Origin of the sequence: Cupriavidus yeoncheonensis, assembly GCF_905397275.1 — a bacterium.
GTDB classification, from domain to species: Bacteria; Pseudomonadota; Gammaproteobacteria; order Burkholderiales; family Burkholderiaceae; genus Cupriavidus; species Cupriavidus yeoncheonensis.
Genome location: NZ_CAJPUY010000016.1, coordinates 77,373 through 97,919 on the forward strand (window position 1 = coordinate 77,373; position 20,547 = coordinate 97,919).

The window sequence follows — 20,547 nt, forward strand, 5'->3', positions numbered from 1 at the left end:
ATGCCGGCCCACGATTCGACTCGCGCCATCTCCATGGGGTGGCAGATGCCGGGCTCGGGGTTTCGCTATGGGGGAGTGACTGGTTGCCGATGTGGCTGTCGGAGAGTCTGGTGGCGGCGCACACCGCGAGCAAGACAGCCACCGGGTTCACCGCATCGCTCGTGCATGAACTCGGCGAATTCGGCGTGCACGCCAAGCTGGTCGAACCCGGCTACTGCCCGGATACGCGCTTCGCGGAAAACTCGGGCTCGCGGATGGCAGGCATGATCCCGGAAGCCTATGGGGCGTATGCCCAATCTGTCCTGGCCGGCTTTACACAGCCGGCCCACGTGACGAAGGCGACAGATGTTGCCGAGGCCGTCTGGAAAGCCGCAAACGACGTGTCCGGACAAGTCCGCTTCCCGGCCGGCGCGGATGCTGTCGCACTGTTCCGTTGAGCAGAGGCGCCGGCGGCTTATCGGTACTTCAACAGCAATGGGAAATTCAGGCGATCAAGCCAACCGCGCAACTCTCCTGCGCGGAAGGATTGGAATTTCCCGCACAGCGCCAGGACCAGATCCGATTGTGATGTTCCCAGCACGGCAGCGGCCTCCGACAGCGTCAGCCCGGCGGCCCGAATCCGGGCCGTGATGTCTCTCACAATCTGCGCTTTGAGCGGGATTTCTTCTGCGTCCGCGAAGCCAAGCTGCACGTAGACATTGCTCGTTCCATACTCGAAGCTGTACATCTTCACTCCCGTCCTGTCCTGGGCCAACAACACCTTTTCCGTGACTGCACGATGGTGGCTGAGGGCGCGATTATTGGGTCAAGAACCGCCAGGAACAATCTCGGGGAAATACGGGGATGGTGCGAGGCTGCTCAACATCGGATTGACATCACAGTGACACACTCATCCCGGCGATCGCTTGAGGCGCCGCAAGAGTCGGTGAGCCTGCAGAAACTGATCGCGCGGCCGATCCCAGCGAGCTTTCCGGGCGAGGCGCCGCCGACGCGCGTTCGGTGAGATTGAAGGGCTATGTCCGTGCTCGCCATCGCGACAGCGCAGCGCTGATGGCCGGCCTGTCGCGTGGTACCGTTCGCGGCATCATGGAGACGCGAGATGGCCGCAGGCTGTGGAGCACGCCATCGCGTGCGGCACCGTGGCAGGTCTGTAAGCGTCGACATGGCCGAATCAGCCACGCGGCTTGACTCGCTTGCCGTCTACAGATCAAGAACCAGGCGGTCCGACCGGCACCGCGAGACGCAGGGCATCATCGCGCTGTTCGAAGCCTTCTGTGACTTGCTCAGGACGCTATCCCGATGGTCGGCCTCGCCCGCCAGGATCCGCGTCTCGCACGCTCCGCACACGCCTTCCTCGCAGCTGTATTCGATCTCGACCTCGGCTTCCAGCAGGAACTTGAGAAGAGGCTTGTCGCGGCGAATCGTCAGGCTGCGTCCGCTGCGCGCAAGTTCGACCACGCATTGTCCGCCCGCCGCAGGCTGCTCGCCATGTTCCGCGGCCCTGAAGCGCTCCACATGAATGTGGGGAAGTCCCAAGGCTTCGCAAGCAGCTTCAAAAGCATCGAGCATGGGTGAGGGACCGCAGCAGTAGAAATGGTCCGCCGCTGCGAAGCCCGAAAGAAAGGCCTTGATATCGGCATTCGAACGGGCCTCGTCGGAGAAGTGGCACTGCACTGTGAGCTGGTCGCCCGCCATTTCCAGCAGCGCGTCCAGGAGTGGCGACTGCGTACGTGCGCGCGCGCAATAGAGGATGTGGGCGTTGCGGCCCAGCTGGCGCAGCCTGTGAATCATCGAGAGCAGTGGTGTGATACCGATGCCGCCGGCAATGAACACGGATCGCTGCGCGGACTCGTCCAGCGCAAAGTTGTTGCGCGGCTTCGAGATCCGGATGGTGTCGCCCGTCTTCAGGTGGCTGTGTATCCAGCTCGATCCCCCGCGGCTGGACCGGTCGCGAAGCACACCAATGGAATACTGGCCAGATTCTCCGGACGAGCTGTGAATCGAGTAGCTCCGCACCATGCCATTCGGCAAATGCAGGTCGATGTGCGATCCGGCGGTGAACGCGGGAAAACCGACATCAGGGCTGGCCGGCCGCAGCGCGATGCTGACCACGCCTTCCGCGATCGGACGGACGCTGTGTACCCGTGCCAGCAGCGTGGCGGGCAACGCACTGGCTGGTGGCCGCGGATCTCCTTCCTTCACAGCCCGGGATGCGATGGACGGGTTCGTCTGCTGCGATGAGGCGGACATTGCGGCGCGGCTGGTGGTGTACATATTGATTCCTGATGACGGCGGCTGCCACGGTGGGCGACACCGGTATTGTTGTGTGGCAGGGGCGGAAAGCGCGGCCTGGTTTGATTCCCGGACGGAATGCCAGGGTGCCTCGACAACGTGCTTCTGCAGCGGGCGGATTTCCGCTACATTCCATCGATCAACGGCGGCTGAGGGATGTCATGCGAATCGAGGATCTACGGGTCTTTGCGGTATTGGCCGAAGCACAAAGCTTGCATCGTGCAGCGCAGAAGACGGGCCTCACCCAGTCTGCCGTGACCAAAATCCTGCAGCGTCTGGAAGCCGAGTTCGAGCTTCCACTGGTGGACCGCGGCGGCCGCGGCATCGAGCTGACGGCTGCAGGGCGTCTGCTCCTGGAGCGGGCTGCGGACGTGCGGGAATCCGTCGCCCAGACATATGCCGAAATGGCCGCGGCAAAGTCCGCCTCGGCGGGCCGGATTCGTATCGGTGTCGTGCCGGCGCTGCTGGAGTCGGCGCTCTTGCCAACGGTGGCGCGCTATACCACGCGGGAGGCAGCAATCTCCTTCGCCATGTCGGTACAGGTGTCCACCTTGCTGTTCGAGGAACTCAAGGATGGGCGGCTGGATCTGGCGCTTTGCTTCAAGCCGGAATCCACGCCCGATGAGCTGAACTCGGACGACTTCGGTCCGCAGCGCTATCGGATTGCCGTGCGTCGGGGCCATCCGTTGACGAATGCGAAGGGCGAGCCTGCTCTACTGCAGTCCGCCCGGTGGCTGCTGCCCGTGGCTGGCCACGGCATGCGCCAGCTCGTGGAAAAGTACTTCGAAAGGCATGGGCTGGGGGCACCGCAGATCGTCGTGGAAACCGATGCCTCGACTTCGCTCCTGACGTCGCTGGTGCGGAACAGCGATCTGGTCACGATGCTGACCGACAGGATGCTTGAGACTGCCGCGGGCAGGGACCTCGTGGCGCTCCCCTACGAAACCGAGTTTGAAAGCCGCGTGCAACTCTTCTACCGGAGGAAGGCGTTCATGTCGCCGGTTGTGCAGAAGTTTCGCACGGCATTGCACGCAGCGTTGGCTTCGTCCTGAGTCCGGAGGCTCCGCTACCCGACGCAGGCATCATTCGTCCGGCGCAAACTGGCACAGGCCGCCCTTGTATTCCGCCATGGCGAAGATTTCCGGCAGGGCGGCAGCAAGCTGCTCCTCATCCATGTCGATGCCGTTCTCTTCCAGGAGCGGTGCTGCCTCGCGGGCAATGGTGTGCCAGTCGTTACGCCCCTGGAACGGCTCCATGGTGTCCGCAAACGGCTCCTGCCCGAGGGCGCGCACGAGCAACTCCGTGAAGCTCACCACCTTGAACCCGTGGGTGCTGCCATCCGCGCAGAGATTCCGATGGCAAGCGTGATAGAGCGACACCACAGCGTCCACATCGGGCCGCTTGCAGCGGTCCAGCGTGATCGCCCGGTGATGCTGCTTCAGGGCAGGGCTGCGATCCGCGCCCGACGAACCGCACATATAGCCTGGCTCCTCCACAACGTCTACCACGGTAAGGCCGGGAACAGCTTGCAGCAGTTCCAGAACGTCCCGTCCGACCTGCGGGACGCCATGATGGGTATGCAGCAACACGCGCAGGTTGACCGCAGTGTTGAAGCGCATCCGGAGATCATCTTTTCGCTCGATGAGGTACTTCGTGATGTGATCGATATCGAAGCTGACCTCGCGGTAGTCCCTGACGGTTTCCGTCAGATGGATCTGGCACGACGGGCACCAGTTCAGGACCCGCTCGGGCTTGAACTCGCCAAACCTGTGGAGCGTCTGCTCGGTGACGCGTCCACCGCGTGACAGATCGCCTTCCCACTTGCTCTTGACGATCCCGCAGCAGGATGCCGGGCCGCCCATGACTTCGTAGTTGACGTCCAGCGCATCGAGGATGCTCATGGCGTTGAACAGCAGGCTGGGGGTGCGGATGGCATTGCAGCCTGTGTAGAACACGACATCCACGTCTCGTGCCTTCCTGGGCCGCAGCAGGCGCGCGACGTCGGCCGGCACCAGTTGCATTGCCGCGAGAATCCGGATGGCGCGCGACATCTTGTGAAAGAGATGCGGGGTCGGACTGGTGCGCCGTGCGATTTCGGCATTGGCCAGATTCACCATCCGGCGAGGATTGATCGAAGCCGGGCAGGCGGGGATGCATGCCTCGCAGCCATTGCACTGTTTCGCCCACAGGGACGAGGACTGCCGTATCGGGGCATTCTGGTCCACCATATAGTCGAGAACGCCGGCAACGACAGACTGCGGATCATCCTGCTTCAGCTCTGCCACGAAGGGCACCACCGGGCACGCCTCTACGCACTTGCCGCAGCGGGTGCATGCATCGAACAGGTTCTCCCATGATCGGGCAACGTAAGCGTCGAGTGAAAGGCGGCTGTCTGTCTGGTTTTCCATGGGAATCCTTGCGGCGTCTCGCGCCATGTAGCGCCCTCACCACGGGCGTCTGCCCTGCATTGTGGTGTCCGCCACAGGAACGGGCGGCATCGGTTGATTCCTGTCCGGAATCGGGCCCTCAAGGGGAGACCATTCCAAACAGGAATCGCAATTTTCTGCGGCTTCCGGGGCTCGACCCCAAAAATGGCTCAGCGTCCGATTCGTGCCATGCGCATACCCGAAAGGAATCTGACGGAAGAGAGCGAGCGCCGATCGGTTGTGACAGCGATCGAGATGGTCCCATACAAGACGTTTCCCTTCGTTTTTCCCGTTGGCCTGAGTGGTTATTCCCTGAATAAACCAGCCGTGTTCGACCATGCGGCGCATTGGATGAAACCCGATGAAGACACTGAACCTCGAACATCCGTCACCGGGCATGAGCGTTGCCAAGGCGGCACCGATGACGCAGAACACGGATAACGTTGGCGCGTTCCTGCCGGGAAAGCGCGTGGCGTTTCCCGCTACCGGGCAAGGCGTGCTTGAGGGCCTCAGATGCGGTGTCAAGGACGTGTTCGACATCGCTGGAATCTCGACCGGGTATGGCAACCCGGATTGGGAAAGGACCCACGAGATCCCCCAGACCGATGCCTGGGCAGTGCAAGCCGTTCGGCGCCATGGCGCTCGCATTGTCGGAAAGACGTTGACAGACGAGCTGGCCTTCAGCCTGGCCGGCAACAACCATCACTACGGCGCGCCGGTCAACCCGGCCGCGCCTGAGCGGCTGACCGGCGGATCTTCATGCGGGTCCGCGGCGGCCGTCGCGGCGGGGCTGTGCGATATCGGTCTGGGCACCGACACGGCCGGTTCGGTACGCGCACCCGCGAGCTATTGCGGGATTTTTGGCTTTCGATCCACGCACGGGCTCATTCCCAAGGACGGGGTCTGCCGCCTGGCTCCTTCGTTCGACGCGATCGGATGGTTTGCGCGCGACGTCGATACGCTTGTTGCAGTCGGCGCCGCACTATTGCCTGACAGCCCTCACGCCGAGGTGGCAGGCTGGCTATCGTTCGACAGTGCATGGCGCAGTGTGCCGGTCGACACGCAGCGCAATGCGGATTCGATGTTGGAGCGGATCACCTCGTCACTGAACACGTTCGAGTCGCTCCATATCGATCTCGCCGAACTGGATACCTGGGTCGAGGCCTTTCGGACGGTGCAGTTCCATGAAGTCTGGCAGGAACTGGGCCCATGGCTGGAGCAGGTCCAGCCAGTCCTTGGCCCGGGCGTGCGCGAGCGCGTGCTGGCAGCCAGTCGGGTGACGAAGGGGGAATATCTCGCTGCGACGAGAATTCGGGAGCGTGTGAAGCGCAAGTTCTCTTCGCTGCTGGAGGGCGGCCGGATTCTGGTGATGCCAACGGTATCGGCAGCAGCGCCGCTCCGTACAGCGAGCGTGGAGGCGTTGAACGCGCAGCGTCAGGCCGACCTGCGCTTTCTGTGCCTCGCCTCGCTTGCCGGCCTGCCGCAGGTGTCAATGCCCGCGTTCGCCGTCGGGGGCGCTCCTTTGGGCCTGTCCATCGTTGGCGCGCCTGGGGCGGACACGATGCTGCTGTCGGTGGCGGCGAGGATTCAGGCTATCGGGCACGTCCAATAGGCGCGCCTGCGCTCAGGTGAACGCTTGCTGGATGTGCTGATGCGAACCAGGGGCATGTTGAATCTGCTTGAAGGCATCGTGGGATGAGTTGCTGCGGCCAGCGCTCATCGCGCAGGCGGTTTTCCCGCAGATGTGCTCAGGAGGCGTTCTTGCACCGCGTCATCACATAACTCAAACGGCTTATTTCCTTCCCGTCGCGAACTCGATACCGTCACGAGGTGCTTTTCCCTGGGATGGCCAGATACACTCCCATCGTTGTTCTAAAGGAGGCGTTCACTGTGACGGAAGCGTCCTCCGGCGATTCGGAGCCTGCCAAGTCCTGGCCAGAGACCGAACGAGACCTGTGCCTGAGGGTGGGCTACTACGATTTCCGGGCGTATACCCAGCTCACCTCGACCGGCCTGAGCCAGGGTTTTGTACTTGTCCGACATCACACGCTATGCGGCATTGTTCAGACGACTTTTCGCGCCGGCAAGGCGCAAGCGAAGTGCTCGGTCGCGCTTGAGATCGCATTGGAAAAATTGGGGCATCTGGCGTCTATCGCGCGTGAAGGCCAGTTGCCCCTGGGCTCGGACGAGCACTCCATATGACGCGTGCCGACTTCGACGAGGCCTTGCGCGCGACGAAATTATCGCGGCACGTGCTGAACAACGCCGGGGTCGAGCGCCTGCCGAGATCAGGAACCGGAAGATTGCGCACTGGAGAGACGACATGGAACTCTCTTGCGGCGCTGGACCGCGCCGACCGCGAGGAAACAGGACCCGCTCGCTAGCAGCCCAGCGAAGTTGCCAGTTCGTCCAGGCCATCCACCATCAGATCGAAGCGTCCGGCCTCTGGTATTGCCTCTACGACGCGACCAGCGCCATATTCCAGTGGCCGGGAAACAAAACAAGTCCGAAGCCCGCACTTCGCCGCCGCATCAAGATCGGATGGATGCGAGGCCACCAGCATCACTTCATGTGGCTGGCAGCCAAGCAAGGCCGTTGCACCGAGATAGGTCTCGGCATCCGGCTTGTAATGACGAAACACGTCCGCGCCAAATATGGCATCCCAGGGAAGCCCTGCCGCTTTCGCCATCCGCACCAGCAGCGCGACGTGCCCATTGGATAGCGGCGCAATGACATAGCGCGTACGAAGTCTGTGCAAGCCCGCTACCGAATCAGGCCAGGGTGGCAGTTCATGCCACATGCGGACCATTTCGTCTGCAGCAGCGTCGTCCAGTTCCTTGATGCCCAACGCAGTTGCCAGCGATAGCAGCGACTCCCGCTGCAGTACATCCAGCACGGCCCATTCCCGCTCGCCCGTTCGCACACGCTGCATCGACGGTGGATACGCCATGCGCCAGCCGTCGACAAGCATGGGCCAGTCTGTGTCGATCCCGCGCGATTTCCCCCATTCCTCGAGGCGGGAGATCAAACCTCCTCGCCAATCCACCACGGTTCCAAAGGTATCGAACAGCAGCGCACGGACAACGATCATGATCAACGCTCCTATCTTGCATGCTTGAAAATCGAGGAGACCAAAAAAGCATCGCCTCGGCCGAGAGTGTCATGGGTTTAGTCGAGCAGGTCCGGCTGTTCCTTGACGATGCGGGCGTAGAGGAGCTGGAACTGGAACCAGCCGGCCTGTGCCGTGCCAATGATCGAATGGGCCTGGCGCGCGGCGGCATCGGAGATGCGCTTCAGCGGGGCTCCCGTGCGTGCCGCCGCGGCTTCCGCCAGCAACTGGACCTGGCAGGAGCGCTCCATGGTGATGTACCACCATGCGGCCTCATCCACGGTCTTGCCGACCGTCAGCAAGCCATGGTTTTGCAGGATAGCTGCCTTGTGCGAACCCAGCGCATTGGCGATGCGCTGGCCTTCGTCCAGTTCCACCGCCACGCCGCCAAACTCGTCATAGACAGCGTGGTCCTTGTAGAAGGCGCAGACGTCCTGGGTGATGGGGTCCAGCGGGCGGCCCAGCGCAGACCACGTGCGGCCATAGGTGCTGTGTGAGTGCGCGGCCGCCACCGCGTCGGATCGGGTCTGGTGTACCCGGGAATGGATCGCAAAGGCTGCGGCGTTGACCGGGTAGTCGCCCTCCACCACATTGCCGTGGTGGTCGCAGCGGATCAGGTTGGAGACACTCACCTGGCTGAAGTGAACGCCGAACGGATTGACCCAGAAGGTGTCGGTGAACTCCGGGTCACGCGCTGTGATGTGGCCTGCGGCGCCTTCGTCGAAACCAAACTTCGAGAACAACCTGAACGCGCCTGCCAGGCGTTGTTTGCGGTGCCGGCGCTCCTGGGCCGGGGTATCGAACTCGGGCGGGCGCGGGAGGCCGCGGTATCGCGAGACAGGTTCTTCGGAAAGATCAGCGCCGGATTTTTCATGGGGCGCGGCTTGCGGTTGCTGGGCATTCATGGTGCATCTCCTGTCTGGATATACGAGTGAATTTGCGAAGCTATGCCATCCGTCGTCGGGCAATGCCGAACCGGAAAGCGGCTTGCGAAGCCGGTTGACGGTTCGCTTCCTTGCACGGGCCGTATGACAATGCAGCTTGACGACATGCTACGATTGGCGCGTATTGCCAGTCTGTAAGGTTTCTTGCATTTGCAGATTTTCCAAGCAGTTCCGACAAGGCCTTGCCATGTCATTCAGCGCTCCCCTCGTTGAGAAGATGTCCGGCGACCTCTGGTTTGCCTCGCTGCCCGCTGTCGAGCAACAAGGCCTGGTGACCAGGAGCACTCGAATTCGCATCGACAGCGGTGAGCTGTTGTTCCGACGCGGCGATCCGCCGAATGGCTTCTACGGACTGGTCGAAGGGCGCTTGAAAGTGTCGAACGTCCGCAGCGACGGCAAGGAAGGCATCCTGGCCATCCTGGAACCGGGAAACTGGTTCGGAGAGATGTCCATGATCACGGGGTGGCCGTATGCCTACGACGTGACCGCTCTAGAGACGTCGCAGGTTCTGAAGTTTTCGGTCGATGCCTTCAACGCACATATGCAGACCGCCGTGTTTGCGAAGGCGATGGCCGAACTGGTCAGCCAGCATACGGGTCTTCTCTATGAACTGCTCGACGATGCGACGCTGCATTCCACGCGCACGAGGATTGCACGTCGTCTGATCCGCCTTGCGCGCGGGGACGCCACCAGGGCGGCCGAGAGTCGATCGGATATCCCTGTTTCGCAGGATACCCTCGCGATGATGCTTGGCATTTCACGTCAGACACTCGCCGTTGAACTCAAGGCAATGGCCTCGCAGGGTGCCGTTGCCTTGCACTACGGCCGCATCAGGATCCTTTCCATGGATGTCCTCAAGTCGTTCGACGACTAGGTGTGAAGCGAACCGGTTGTTCGGGGATTCGTGGAGATGCCTGCCCGGTAGCGCCTTGCGGAACGGCCGCACCGCCATCGGGGTGCTGCTGCCGTCCGCACAGGTGGTCTTGATGCGGCCGTTGAAAGCCTGTGCCCGGTTCGAGGCGAATCTGACCCGTGGCGGGAATATTCAGTTCCGCGTCATGGATGGAACGCAGTGTTCCTTGTTTGTGCATTGCAATACGTCATGGCGTCCCTTACCTTCTATCCACTGTCATCCAGAAGCCGATCAAGGGGTAATGCCATGAACACGACGCTCGACGCGGGAGTACTGTCCCGTCACACCCAGACCGATGACACGGTCAAGGCCGTCCACCATCGGGATATCATTGCCGCGTTCACCGCGCAGCCGTCTCCCGAGCGTGTAGCGGTGCTGCACATGCTCTACCCGCGTACCGACGCTCGCACGCATCGCAGCCTCGATCATCTGGTCGGCGCGTTGCACAACCACGGGCTCCATGAGGTGGCCACGCTCGTGGAGCGTGAAGCGCATTACCTCGTATTCAAGGATGCCTTCGAAGCGTGGCGTGCATTGCATGAGATCCGCCATGATTCGCTGGCCATTGGTGTTCATCTCTACTACCGAGGCCTGACAGGCGACGCCGCCGAGAACGCGTTGGATATCGACGCGCACCGCGCGCACTGAGTGCCTGGCGATCACCGGGTACCGCCCGGAGGCGAGGGCAGTCGGGATACTATAGGGCGGTGTCGACGAAAGCGGTGTTAGCGGGCCAAATGTGGACGCCTCCGGCCCGTTGGTCTGCCCGCTTACAGGCTAGCGACCACGTGCGGTGCGAGCTGTCATGGTTTTCGCGGCAAGGGCCGGTGCATCAAGAGCAGGCACCTGGCGTCACCGGGTTGACCCGATGCACGGCAATCCCCTCGATCGGATCCAGCGGCTCGCGCCATGGGGCACGCTCCAGTGCGCGTCGCGTGTCCTTGTACCCGGCCGTCCAGCGGCGCTCGATCCCGCATGTGGAGAAGTCGATGTCGCGATGCATGTCGTTGCCGTCGAGTTGCGGCGCATCGAGTTCGACGACGTGCATGGTCGTCCCGCATCCCCACCCTAGCAGGTCCTGTACGGCGGCCTGCCCGCGCTCGCTTTCCGGAATGTGCTTGCCCAGTTCGCGGATGACGTGCCGCAGCCGGTGGATCTGGCGCTGGCGCTCCAGATGGGACTCCGCCCGGCTGGAGTACTGAATATCCCGTAGCCGGCTCATGACCTGCCAGATCGAATCTGGCTCCGGCCCACTTGCGGGCCAAAGCTGGACGGCGAAAATCAGCGAGCTGCGGCGCGGGCGGTCGTCGAGAATCGCTTCCAGCGGGGTGTTGGAATAGATGCCGCCGTCCCAGTATGGCTCACCCTCGATTTGCACGGAAGGGAAGCCGGGAGGGAAGGCCGCCGAGGCCATCACGTGATCGACGTTCAGCGGCGCGTCGCGGTTGGTGAAATAGCGCATGCGGCCGCTGCGGACACTGACTGTGCCGACCGTCAGCCTGGTCTTCTCATCGTTCAGATAGTCGAAGTCGACCAGTGTGGCCAGCGTTGCGCGCAGCGGCGAAGTGGAGTAGAACGCCGCCCGGGCGAGGCCGACAGCGGCACGTACGCCCGGCCACCAGGCATCGGGACTTGGCGTGAAGAACGACGGAATGCCCTGCGTGGTGATATTCACGACCCGCAGCCAGTCCTCGAACAGGCGAAAGCTGCCGCTTCCGTGAGCGGCGCCGCCACGGGCAACGCCGTCCCAGAATTGCTTGAGCCGCGATAGCCGCTGTTCCGGCGGATTGCCAGCAATGATGGCCCCGTTGATCGCCCCGATCGAAGTGCCGATCACCCACTCCGGCTCGAGACCCGCCTCATGCAAGGCCTGATAGACACCCACCTGGTAGGCGCCAAGCGCGCCACCACCTTGCAGTACCAGCACGACCTGGCCAGGTAGCTCTGCGAATGGCGCTTCGGCTCGCGCGGGGCCGGCGCCTGATGTGATCTCGCCCATCGCTTCCCTCTCTTGACGTTGCCCAGGGGAGTCCAGCTGTCCGGCCAGTATCGCACTGGCGTTTCAGGGCCGGCAATCTCTGGCGCTGCGAGGGCGACAAGATGTTTTCGCCAGAGTGGCTTATCGGATACTGGAGATTGCGGATTCCCCGGTCCTGCCACGCCCCGTCATTCTGAGTGGTATGTCCCGTCCGCCCGGGATGGACTGATCCGTTGCGCCCGCATTGCGCCGCCTCGGCGCGGTGCCGATAGCCGGGGCCGCGACTGACAATGGTGATGAGGAACAACGCCCCGACTCCGTTACAAGGAAGTAGTGGACCGGTTCGCCGACGACATGCGGGAGGGCAGGCTGGCTGCTTGTAGCAGCGGCCTTTGTAATGAGGGGGAAGTGAAGTGGTGTACGCCTGCTTATCGGTTCGTGGCGGCAACCGGCGCCCGGTAGCCATCAGTCAGCGTCTTCAGGAACGCGATCACGTCGCGCATGTCGGCCTCGGTCATCAGCGGCTTGTCTCCCGGCTTGCCGCCGAACGGTGCTTCGGTGTTGACGTTGCCGTGATACTGCGCGGGCAGATCATCGAACTTCCGCACCTTGCCGTCCTGGTCGCGCGGATACCATTTCTCTGGCTTGACGTCGCGTTCCGCGTAGAAGTGGAGCACCTCGCCGAGCGAATGGAAGATGCCGTTATGGAAGAACGCCTGGCGCAACGCCACGTTGCGCAGTGACGGCGTGCGGAACCGGCCGCAGTAGTCGGCGCGGTCCTTGAGGTCGGTACGGTCGGGGCCGCAAAGACCCATGTCGTAGAACGCCGGATCGGCATTGCCCGCAAGCTTGCGGTTGCGCGGCACGCCGACCGCAATGAATCCGAAGTCGGAGAACGCAGGGAATGCCCCTTCGCGAATATCACCCGGGTGGCACGCGGCGCAATTGCCCTTGTTCGGATCATTGAACACGCGCAGGCCGCGCAGCTCCTGCGCGGTCAACCGTGCCTGCCCGCGCAGCACCGCATCGTATTTGCTGGTGTAGGGATAGAACTCGGCCGGCGTCTGCTGGAACACCTCGAGCGCCATGAGCACGGCATTGAACGCCGTTTCCTCATCGTCGAGCACATCCTTGCCAAGCACCGCGCGGAACATTTCGGCGTAAGGCCCGCTGCGGATCTTCGTCACGACAATGCGCGGCTCCGCATTGGCCATTTCATGGGCCGACAACAGCGGAACACGCGCCTGGTCGTGCGCGGAATTGGCACGTCCGTCCCAGTTATGCCCACCGGTCGGCCCCTGGTCTTCGGCGTCATTGCCGTCGTTCTCGTGATAGTGATCGGTGTAAGCCGGCACGTTCTGAACGTAGCGGATCGACGGGGCCGCGCGCACACCGGTACGCGCCATGTCGGCGCCGCCCAGTTGCACCGACAGGTTGTTGGCCGGGCCATACGCGTGCTCCGGGCTGTGGCAGCTCGCGCACGACTGCCTGCCGGAGGCCGACAGTGACGGATCGGAAAACAGGGCCTTGCCCAGCGCACTGAGCCTGGCGATATCGGGATGGCGCTCGGCCATCATCGCGTAGAACGGCTTCGGCTTCGCGGCTGCTGCCACCATGGCCCCGGCTGCCAGCGGGGCCGTGGTGGCAGGGCCTGCCGCGCTCTCCGGCTTGCCACATCCCGACATCAGACTCACGAGCAGCACGATCAGCAGATGGCCCGCCACACGCAACCAGGTGAAGGGCGAGGGGCACGCAGCGTTCCACAATAGCGGTGGCAGGCTCATGACAATGGATGACAAACGGGGTGACGACACGCGCCACAGGGTATGCCGCGTTAATGACAGCCGCGTGTCGTTTCATCGAACCGACACCTCCGCTTCGACACCTCCGCTTTGCGGCGTGCAACACCGTGCATCATCAATCTGACACACGGGCGGCTCACACTCGCTCGCACTCGGAAGTGCGCACGTTTCCTTGAAGCACCGCAGTACGCCCACACAAGAATGAGGAAAGTCATGAGCCGTTATCCCCGTCTGCGGCCGCTGGCCGCATTGGCCGCCGCATGCCTGTCCGCCTGTGGTGGCAACGATTCGACGCCCACCGCCACGACCTCGGGCGTTGTGACAGGCAGCTACTTCGAGCATGCCAGGGTCTGTATCGACGCCAACAACAACGCCCAGTGCGACAGTGGCGAACCCTCGACCTTCACCGATGCCAGGGGCGCATTCACGGTGAGCGGCCAGGGGCCCGTGGTCGCCGAAGTCGATACGGACGCGTTCCGTAACGACGACGCCGGTGGCCACGCCGCCGTGACCCGCAAGCTCGTGTTCCGCGCCCCGGCCGGCTCCAACGCCGTGATCAGCGCTATTTCCACCGAACTGGCCGCGCTGATGGAAAGCAACGGCGGCAACCTGGACGTCGCACGCACCCAGCTGGCCGAGCGCCTGGGCGTGGCAGCAGACAAACTGCTGGGAGACCACAACAAGGAAACGGACGCCAAGGTCAAGGCCACCCTGCAAGCCGAGATCGAGCAGGCCATCGACCTGATCGCCGATGCCGTGGCATCGGGCGGCAACATCGGCGCCGCGATCAAGGATGGGGTGACCAAGCGCCTGGCGCTGAACAACATCAAGAACGTGGTGGTGATCTACGCCGAAAACCGCGGTTTCGACAACCTCTACGGCTTGTTCCCGGGCGCCAACGGCATTCCCGGCGTCAACGCGACCGCTGTCGGCACCGCGGAGCCGCAGAAGGACTTCGACGGCACCACACTGTCCACGCTGCCGCCGACCTGGGGCGGCCTCACGGCCGCGGGCCAGTCCGTGACCCTCCCTGAAGCGAACACCGTGGGCTGGGCCAACAAGCCGTTCCGCATCGATGATCCGGCCGGCGTAAACGGCTCGGGCGTGGTCGTGGGCCAGAATGTGATCACGCGCGACCTGGTACACCGCTTCTACAACAACCAGATGCAGATCAATGGCGGCAAGAACGACAGGTTTGCCGCGTTCTCGGACGCCGGCGGCCTGGTCATGGGCTACTACGACGGCAGCAGCATGGCCATGTGGCAGATGGCAGATGGCAGATGGCAGATGGCAGATGGCAGATGGCAGATGGCAGATGGCAGATGGCCAGGGATTATGTGCTGGCCGACAATTTCTTCATGGGCACGTTCGGTGGCTCGTTCCTGAACCACCAGTACCTGGTGTGCGCCTGCGCGCCGACCTACCCGAACGCCGACAAGTCGGTGGCATCGGGCTCGATCTCGGCAGTGAACGCCGACGGCAAGAGCCTCACGCTGGCCGCGACCAGCCCGGCAAGCATCCTGACCGGCAAGGCGCAGTATGTGAATGACAGCACGCTGACGCCGAAGGACAGCACCGGCATGTACTATGCCGTGAACACAATGCAGCCTGCGTTCCAGCCGAGCGGCAATACGCCGGCCGCCACGGATACGGCCGGCCTGCTGGCGGATCCGGGCAAGGCGACCACGCTGCCCGCCCAAACGCAGGACACGATCGCCACGCTGCTGGACCAGAAGGGCGTGAGCTGGGCGTGGTATGCCGGCGCGTGGAAGACTGTCACGGGTGATCGTACCAAGATCTACAACAATACCGTGCCCAACTTCCAGGCCCACCACCAGCCGTTCAACTACTATGCGGCATTCAGCCCGGTGGACCATGCCGACTATCGCGCGGCCCACCTGAAGGACTTCGACAGCCAGTTCTTCGCCGATGCCGATGCGGGCAAGCTGCCGGCCGTGGCGTTCTACAAGCCGCAGGGCAACCTGAACCAGCACGCCGGCTACGCCAACGTGTCCGACGGCGATGCCCACATCGCCGACGTGATCAAGCATCTGCAGGCCAGCCCGCAGTACAAGAACATGCTGATCGTGGTGACCTACGACGAAAACGGCGGCTTCTACGACCACGCGCCGGTTCCGGTGGCCGACCGCTGGGGCCCGGGCACGCGTATCCCGGCGATCATCGTCTCGCCGTTCGCCAAGCGGGGCTTCGTCGACCATACGCAGTACGACACCGCCTCGGTCCTGCGCTTCATCACGCACCGTTTCGCGCTGCCGACGCTGCCAGGCCTGAAGCTGCGTGACACGTCGCTGATCGTCAACGGCAAACCGGCCATGGGCGACCTGACCAATGCGCTGACGTTCCCGGCGCAGTAAGGGACGCCGCCTCAGCGGTGCCGCCGCGCCAAGGCGGGCGCGGCGACAGCAAAGGGAGACCGCATAGCAAGAGCAGGTACCGAGGAGGCGCTACGCAGGAGAAAGTTTAAGCTTGCGGGCGATGCCGGTGAACTTGGCGTACTCGCTCTTGATGAAGGCGTCGGTCTGAGCGGGCGTCATCGGCTCCAGTGTCCGCTGGAGGTTGGTCTCGACGCGCAGGCGGTTTTCAGGACTGCGAATCCACGCATTCATCGCCTCGTTCAGTCGCGTCACAACGGCTTCCGGGGCATTCGGCGGAGCCAGCACGGCCGCCCACTGGCTGTGCTCGAAGCCCGGCAGTGCCTTGCTTTCGCTGAGTGCCGGCACGCCTGGCAGCAATGGATTGCGTTGCTTGCTGGCGATGCCGATCGGCTTGAACCGGCCGGTCTTGATCATGCCGAGGGTCGGGCCTCCCATGGGCATGAACGTGAGGTCCACCTGAGCGCCCGCGATGTCGTTGCTCACCGGCGCAGCACCCTTGTACGGAATCTCGAGAAACTCCAGGCCCGTGCGAGCCTGAAAGTCTGCGCCAACCAGGTGCGGCGCCGAACCAGGTCCCCAATGCGCAATCGAAAGCTTTGCGTTTCCCTGCTTCCGCGCATAGGCGATCAGCTCGTCGACATTGCGGAAAGCATGATTGGGGTTCGAGACGAGAACGAAGTCGGACATGCCCGTCAGGCCAAGCAACTTGAAGCTCTCGGGCTGGTATCTGGCCGACCTGACGCTGAGCGGGGCCACCAGGAAGTCAATACCCGTGGTGCCAAGCAGTGTGTAGCCGTCGCTCGGACTACGCAGCACATTCATCGTGCAGATGGATCCGCTTGCCCCAGGCAGGTTGTCGGCCAGCACGCTCTGTCCGAGATTCTTCTGCATCACTACGGCCGCGGCACGGATTGACGCATCGGCGGGACCACCCGCAGGAAACGCCACCTTGATCATGATCGGCTTGTTCGGGTAAGGACTCTGGGCAAGCAGCAGGTCGGGCACGCAGAGCGCCGGCACCGCGCCCGCGGCGCTCTGCAGCAGACGCCTGCGGGTGAGGGAAAAGGACATCGTTGTCTCCTGGTTCTGGCATTATCCGGAATTATGTTAGCAGCGATAACATGAGGTGCCAAGAGCAAGTTTCGGGCGTCCTTGTCGCAACACTTTCCCCTCGGGAAATCCCTTATAGCGACTCATGTTATCAGTGTTAGCATTGTCTCGTGGCCCTGGGCGACGTCGGTGATGCGCAGTGGCCGGGTACCCGTCGAGTGGAGCTTGTGATCAATGTGCCGGAATCTCCGGCCAACCTTGCAGGACGAAAAATGAGCACTGTTTTGTTTGAAAAGGACGGCGCGGTCGGCGTCGTCACGATGTCGAAGCCGCCCCATAACCTGATCGAGGACGGATTCCTCAAGGACCTGCTGGCCGCCTACGACAGTGCCGTCGAGCAGGGCTGCCGGGCGATTCTGCTACGCAGCGCGATGCGGCACTTCTGCGCCGGCGCCGACGTGGCCGGCTTCGCAGGTGGCGGGCGTCGACGCGACCAGGCAGGACTCGAGGCCTTGCTCGACGCACTGGAGAATGTCCCCCTGCCTTCCGTCGCGGCAGTGCACGGCGCCGCGCTCGGCGGTGGCCTGGAACTGGCGCTGACGTGCGACATGATCGTTGCCGCGGATACCGCATTCTTCGGCATGGCCGAATCGTCGCTTGGCCTGCTGCCGCTGCTGGGCGGCGTGCAGCGCGTGGTCCAGCGCGTGGGCCCGGCACGCGCCAAGGAAATGGCGATGTTTGGCCGGCGGCATGACCCGGCGGCGCTGGAACGCTGGGGCGTCATCAACCTGGTGACCGCCGAAGCCGAGTTGCCGTCGGTGTCGATGTCGTGGGCGCGGCAACTGGCCGCGGGCCCCACGGTCGCGCTCCGGGGAATCAAGCAGCTTGCCAACCATTCGGCGCGCAGCGGCATCGCCGGCGCCGACGCTCACCAGACCGAGGTCAACAACATGATGTGGGCCAGCGCCGACCAGAAGCGCGGCCTGGAGTCGTTTGCCAAGCTCGGTCCGGGCTCTGCCATCTTCGAGGGGAACTGATCATGGGCGCTCCACTTGACGGCCTGAAGGTCATCGATTTCACCCGGGTCCTGGCTGGCCCGCACTGCACCAAGACGCTGCGCGACCTCGGCGCCGATGTGATCAAGATCGAGCCACCGGGCGCCGATACCGGGCGCGGCGGCGTGCCGCATATTGCCGGCATGTCGGTCTACTACGCGCAGCAGAACGCGGGCAAGCGCAATCTCAGTCTCGACCTGAACTGGCCGGAAGCGCGCGAGATCGTGATCGACCTGTGCCGCGAAGCCGACGTCATCGTCGAGAACTTCCGCCCCGGCACGCTGACACGCTTCGGACTCGGCTACGAGCAGGTGCGCGAATTCAACCCGGATGTCGTCTATGTGTCGATGACCGGCTATGGCCAGACCGGCCCCTGGCGCAACCGGCCGGCCTTCGCACCGACGGTACAGGCAGAAACCGGCCTGACCGACATTCTGCGCAGCCACTATGCGTTCGAAGACGAGGCACTGCGGAACGACGCCTGCAGCCACGCGGACGTCTACACCGGTCTGCATGGCGTCATCGCAGTGCTGGCGGCCCTGCAGCACCGCAACGCGACCGGCGAAGGGCAGCATGTGGACGTCTCGATGGCTGCGACGATGCTCGCCGTCAACGAGCGTGCCGGTGCCCAGCTCTCCGGCGTCGACACCCTGGGCGAGCCGCCCGCACTGAGCGCTCCCGAGTCACACATCTTCCGGCTGCCTGACGGCCGCCACGTCACGATTGCGGCCAGCCCGATCTACTCGCCGATGTTCGTCCGCTACTGCTCGATGATGCGGCGCACCGACCTGCTGAACGATCCGCGCTTCGCCACGGCCCCGCTGCGCAGGCAGAACCTCGAGTCCCTGCTCGCCGAAGTGCGGGCGTGGATCCTCACCTTCAACGACCTGGAAGAACTCCAGGCGCAGGTGAGCGAGCAGGGGCTGGCGATCGGCGTGGTTCGCAGCACTGCGGAGCTTGCCGAATCGGAGTGGGCCGAGCACTGGGGCGCCATTGTGGAGGTCGACGATCGCAATGGCGGGACCATGCGCATGCCCGGCACGCCGTGGCGCTTCAGCGGCGCAACGCTGCCGGCGCCAGGTGTCCCGGCGTTTCAGGGCGAGCACAACATCGAGCTGCTGACCGAGCGCAATATCGATCCGGCGACCATCCAGTCGCTGCGGGAGCGTCGCATCCTGCTGAGCCGCCGCACGTTCCGCGGGGAATTCGATGCAGCCTGACATGACCCACGACGCCGGCGCGCGGAGCTGGCTCGACGCTGCCAATCGCGACGATACGCCGTTCCCCCTGCAAAACCTGCCGTTCAGTGTCTTCCGACGTGCGGGGGCAGGCGAGCCGTTTCGCGGCGGCGTCGCGCTCGGCGACCAGGTGATCGACCTGGGCGCGCTCGCAGAGGCGGGAGTCCTGTCGGGGCTGGCCGCCGAAGCCGCCCGCGCCTGCGGCGCGCCGACCCTGAACGTCTTCTTCGGCATGGGGCCGCCGGCATGGCGGGCGCTGCGCCACGCGCTCTTCGAACTATTCCGGCAATCCGGGGCGCAATCGCGCAACGACCTGCCGGCGCATTGCCTCGTGCCGCAGGCCGTGGTCGAGTACGGCCTGCCCGCGCAGATCGGCGACTACACCGACTTCTACACGTCGATCGACCACGCCCGCAACATCGTCCGGCTGCTGCGGCCGGACGGGGCGCTGTCGCCAAATTTCCAGTGGATGCCGGTCGCCTACCACGGCCGGACGTCGAGTATCGGGCTGTCGGGGCAGACGGTCCGGCGCCCCATTGGCCAGCGCTTGCCTGCCGGGCAAAGCGAGCCCGAGCTCGCGGCATGTGCACGACTCGACTACGAGCTGGAGTTGGGGATATTCATTGGTGTCGGCAATGAGCAGGGTACGCGCATCCCGGTGGGCAGCGCCGAGGAGCATGTCTTCGGCCTCTGCCTGCTCAATGACTGGTCGGCGCGCGATATCCAGTCGTGGGAATCGACGCCGCTCGGGCCATTCCATGCGAAAAACTTCGCGACGACGATTTCTCCGTGGATCGTCACCATGGACGCGCTCATACCGTTTCGCACGGGCTGGAGCCGCCCGCCGGGCGAGCCCCAGCCGCTTCCCTACCTGGCTTCGCCAGCGACCTGCGAGCGCGGTGCGATCGACATCCAGCTCGAGGTCGCACTCGAGACCGCCACTCACCGGCGCAGCGGCGCAGCGCCGACGCGGCTTTCGCGCACGAGCTTCCGCCATCAGTACTGGACCATCGGGCAGATGGTGACGCACCACACCGTCGGCGGCTGCAACCTGCGCAGCGGCGATCTGCTCGGCAGCGGGACGATTTCGGGCCCGACTCAGGCCGAGGCGGGCGCGCTCATCGAGTTGACCCGTGCGGGCCAGTCGCCGGTGTCGCTGGAAACCGGCGAGACCCGCGCCTTCCTTGAGGACGGCGATGCGATCGTGATGACTGGTTGGTGCGAGCGTGCGGGCTACGCGCGCATTGGCTTCGGCGAGAACCGTGGAGAGATCGTTCCCGCCGACTGTCTGTGAAACGGGCAGAAGCAGATTGCAGTATCGGGCGGTCCTGACCAGGGGTCGGG

General features: G+C 63.8%; 18 protein-coding genes and 1 pseudogene. 11 read left to right on the forward strand and 8 right to left on the reverse strand.

Annotated features, from left to right (window positions below):
- Positions 1 to 110 precede the first annotated feature (110 nt).
- Complete coding sequence (locus tag KHO22_RS21425) at positions 111 to 437, forward strand: Rossmann-fold NAD(P)-binding domain-containing protein (protein WP_211949181.1); 327 nt, start codon at positions 111 to 113, stop codon at positions 435 to 437.
- A 17-nt stretch (positions 438 to 454) separates the two neighbouring features.
- Here KHO22_RS21425 and KHO22_RS21430 read toward each other — a convergent pair whose 3' ends face one another.
- Positions 455 to 727: an XRE family transcriptional regulator gene (locus KHO22_RS21430; protein ID WP_211949182.1), complete on the reverse strand. Its 273-nt coding sequence runs from the start codon at positions 725 to 727 to the stop codon at positions 455 to 457.
- Positions 728 to 1,200: 473 nt separating this feature from the next.
- On the reverse strand, positions 1,201 to 2,166 hold the full coding sequence (locus KHO22_RS21435; RefSeq protein WP_420839640.1) for a PDR/VanB family oxidoreductase: 966 nt from the start codon (positions 2,164 to 2,166) through the stop codon (positions 1,201 to 1,203).
- A 287-nt stretch (positions 2,167 to 2,453) separates the two neighbouring features.
- Between KHO22_RS21435 and KHO22_RS21440 the strand changes: the two genes are divergently transcribed.
- Positions 2,454 to 3,344: a LysR family transcriptional regulator gene (locus KHO22_RS21440; protein WP_211949183.1), complete on the forward strand. Its 891-nt coding sequence runs from the start codon at positions 2,454 to 2,456 to the stop codon at positions 3,342 to 3,344.
- Positions 3,345 to 3,374: 30 nt separating this feature from the next.
- On the opposite strand, the gene KHO22_RS21445 is transcribed toward KHO22_RS21440, so the two are convergent.
- Positions 3,375 to 4,700 carry a (Fe-S)-binding protein gene (locus KHO22_RS21445; protein ID WP_211949184.1) on the reverse strand — a complete coding sequence of 442 codons (1,326 nt, stop codon included), beginning with the start codon at positions 4,698 to 4,700 and terminating at the stop codon, positions 3,375 to 3,377.
- Positions 4,701 to 5,079: 379 nt separating this feature from the next.
- Between KHO22_RS21445 and KHO22_RS21450 the strand changes: the two genes are divergently transcribed.
- From KHO22_RS21450 to KHO22_RS21460, 3 genes are all read left to right on the forward strand, one after another.
- The gene (locus tag KHO22_RS21450; protein ID WP_211949185.1) at positions 5,080 to 6,330 is read left to right on the forward strand and encodes an amidase; all 1,251 of its coding nucleotides are present in this window, start codon (positions 5,080 to 5,082) and stop codon (positions 6,328 to 6,330) included.
- Between the two features lie 278 nt (positions 6,331 to 6,608).
- On the forward strand, positions 6,609 to 6,920 hold the full coding sequence (locus KHO22_RS21455) for a hypothetical protein (RefSeq protein WP_211949186.1): 312 nt from the start codon (positions 6,609 to 6,611) through the stop codon (positions 6,918 to 6,920).
- Complete coding sequence (locus KHO22_RS21460; RefSeq protein WP_211949187.1) at positions 6,917 to 7,102, forward strand: hypothetical protein; 186 nt, start codon at positions 6,917 to 6,919, stop codon at positions 7,100 to 7,102. The genes KHO22_RS21455 and KHO22_RS21460 overlap by 4 nt, the downstream gene beginning before the upstream one ends.
- Here KHO22_RS21460 and KHO22_RS21465 read toward each other — a convergent pair.
- Positions 7,099 to 7,809, reverse strand: coding sequence for a haloacid dehalogenase type II (locus KHO22_RS21465; RefSeq protein WP_211949188.1), 711 nt, complete (start codon positions 7,807 to 7,809; stop codon positions 7,099 to 7,101). The two genes, KHO22_RS21460 and KHO22_RS21465, sit on opposite strands and share 4 nt — an antisense overlap.
- A 77-nt stretch (positions 7,810 to 7,886) precedes the next feature.
- On the reverse strand, positions 7,887 to 8,732 hold the full coding sequence (locus tag KHO22_RS21470; protein WP_211949189.1) for a class II aldolase/adducin family protein: 846 nt from the start codon (positions 8,730 to 8,732) through the stop codon (positions 7,887 to 7,889).
- Positions 8,733 to 8,958: 226 nt separating this feature from the next.
- Here KHO22_RS21470 and KHO22_RS21475 point away from each other — a divergent pair, with 226 nt between their 5' ends.
- The gene (locus KHO22_RS21475; RefSeq protein ID WP_211949190.1) at positions 8,959 to 9,645 is read left to right on the forward strand and encodes a Crp/Fnr family transcriptional regulator; all 687 of its coding nucleotides are present in this window, start codon (positions 8,959 to 8,961) and stop codon (positions 9,643 to 9,645) included.
- A gap of 285 nt (positions 9,646 to 9,930) precedes the next feature.
- A complete protein-coding gene (locus KHO22_RS21480) occupies positions 9,931 to 10,332 on the forward strand; it encodes a hypothetical protein (protein ID WP_211949191.1) in 402 nt (133 codons plus the stop codon).
- Positions 10,333 to 10,516: 184 nt separating this feature from the next.
- On the opposite strand, the gene KHO22_RS21485 is transcribed toward KHO22_RS21480, so the two are convergent.
- The gene (locus KHO22_RS21485; protein WP_211949192.1) at positions 10,517 to 11,683 is read right to left on the reverse strand and encodes a patatin-like phospholipase family protein; all 1,167 of its coding nucleotides are present in this window, start codon (positions 11,681 to 11,683) and stop codon (positions 10,517 to 10,519) included.
- A 407-nt stretch (positions 11,684 to 12,090) separates the two neighbouring features.
- Positions 12,091 to 13,446, reverse strand: coding sequence for a cytochrome-c peroxidase (locus KHO22_RS21490; protein WP_211949193.1), 1,356 nt, complete (start codon positions 13,444 to 13,446; stop codon positions 12,091 to 12,093).
- A gap of 231 nt (positions 13,447 to 13,677) precedes the next feature.
- On the opposite strand from KHO22_RS21490, the pseudogene acpA reads away from it, so the two are divergent.
- Positions 13,678 to 15,839, forward strand: a pseudogene (gene acpA, locus KHO22_RS21495) (acid phosphatase).
- 90 nt (positions 15,840 to 15,929) lie between these two features.
- On the opposite strand, the gene KHO22_RS21500 reads toward acpA, so the two are convergent.
- Positions 15,930 to 16,865, reverse strand: coding sequence for a tripartite tricarboxylate transporter substrate binding protein (locus tag KHO22_RS21500; protein ID WP_230426954.1), 936 nt, complete (start codon positions 16,863 to 16,865; stop codon positions 15,930 to 15,932).
- Between the two features lie 317 nt (positions 16,866 to 17,182).
- On the opposite strand from KHO22_RS21500, the gene KHO22_RS21505 reads away from it, so the two are divergent.
- The 3 genes from KHO22_RS21505 to fahA are packed head-to-tail and all read left to right on the forward strand — an operon-like array spanning position 17,183 to position 20,497.
- Positions 17,183 to 17,947, forward strand: a complete 765-nt coding sequence (locus KHO22_RS21505; protein WP_211949195.1) for an enoyl-CoA hydratase/isomerase family protein — start codon at positions 17,183 to 17,185, stop codon at positions 17,945 to 17,947.
- 2 nt (positions 17,948 to 17,949) lie between these two features.
- Entirely contained in the window at positions 17,950 to 19,185 is a 1,236-nt protein-coding gene (locus KHO22_RS21510; RefSeq protein ID WP_211949196.1) for a CaiB/BaiF CoA transferase family protein, read from the forward strand.
- 1 nt (position 19,186) lies between these two features.
- Entirely contained in the window at positions 19,187 to 20,497 is a 1,311-nt protein-coding gene (gene fahA / locus KHO22_RS21515) for a fumarylacetoacetase (protein ID WP_420839637.1), read from the forward strand.
- Positions 20,498 to 20,547 lie beyond the last annotated feature (50 nt).

Coding starts and splice junctions, on each gene's coding strand:
- KHO22_RS21430 (WP_211949182.1), bottom strand. CDS start 727: ATGTACAGCTTCGAGTATGGAACGAGCAATGTCTACGTGCAGCTTGGC.
- KHO22_RS21440 (WP_211949183.1), top strand. CDS start 2,454: ATGCGAATCGAGGATCTACGGGTCTTTGCGGTATTGGCCGAAGCACAA.
- KHO22_RS21445 (WP_211949184.1), bottom strand. CDS start 4,700: ATGGAAAACCAGACAGACAGCCGCCTTTCACTCGACGCTTACGTTGCC.
- KHO22_RS21450 (WP_211949185.1), top strand. CDS start 5,080: ATGAAGACACTGAACCTCGAACATCCGTCACCGGGCATGAGCGTTGCC.
- KHO22_RS21460 (WP_211949187.1), top strand. CDS start 6,917: ATGACGCGTGCCGACTTCGACGAGGCCTTGCGCGCGACGAAATTATCG.
- KHO22_RS21465 (WP_211949188.1), bottom strand. CDS start 7,809: ATGATCGTTGTCCGTGCGCTGCTGTTCGATACCTTTGGAACCGTGGTG.
- KHO22_RS21470 (WP_211949189.1), bottom strand. CDS start 8,732: ATGAATGCCCAGCAACCGCAAGCCGCGCCCCATGAAAAATCCGGCGCT.
- KHO22_RS21475 (WP_211949190.1), top strand. CDS start 8,959: ATGTCATTCAGCGCTCCCCTCGTTGAGAAGATGTCCGGCGACCTCTGG.
- KHO22_RS21480 (WP_211949191.1), top strand. CDS start 9,931: ATGAACACGACGCTCGACGCGGGAGTACTGTCCCGTCACACCCAGACC.
- KHO22_RS21485 (WP_211949192.1), bottom strand. CDS start 11,683: ATGGGCGAGATCACATCAGGCGCCGGCCCCGCGCGAGCCGAAGCGCCA.
- KHO22_RS21490 (WP_211949193.1), bottom strand. CDS start 13,446: ATGAGCCTGCCACCGCTATTGTGGAACGCTGCGTGCCCCTCGCCCTTC.
- KHO22_RS21505 (WP_211949195.1), top strand. CDS start 17,183: ATGAGCACTGTTTTGTTTGAAAAGGACGGCGCGGTCGGCGTCGTCACG.
- KHO22_RS21510 (WP_211949196.1), top strand. CDS start 17,950: ATGGGCGCTCCACTTGACGGCCTGAAGGTCATCGATTTCACCCGGGTC.
- fahA (WP_420839637.1), top strand. CDS start 19,187: ATGACCCACGACGCCGGCGCGCGGAGCTGGCTCGACGCTGCCAATCGC.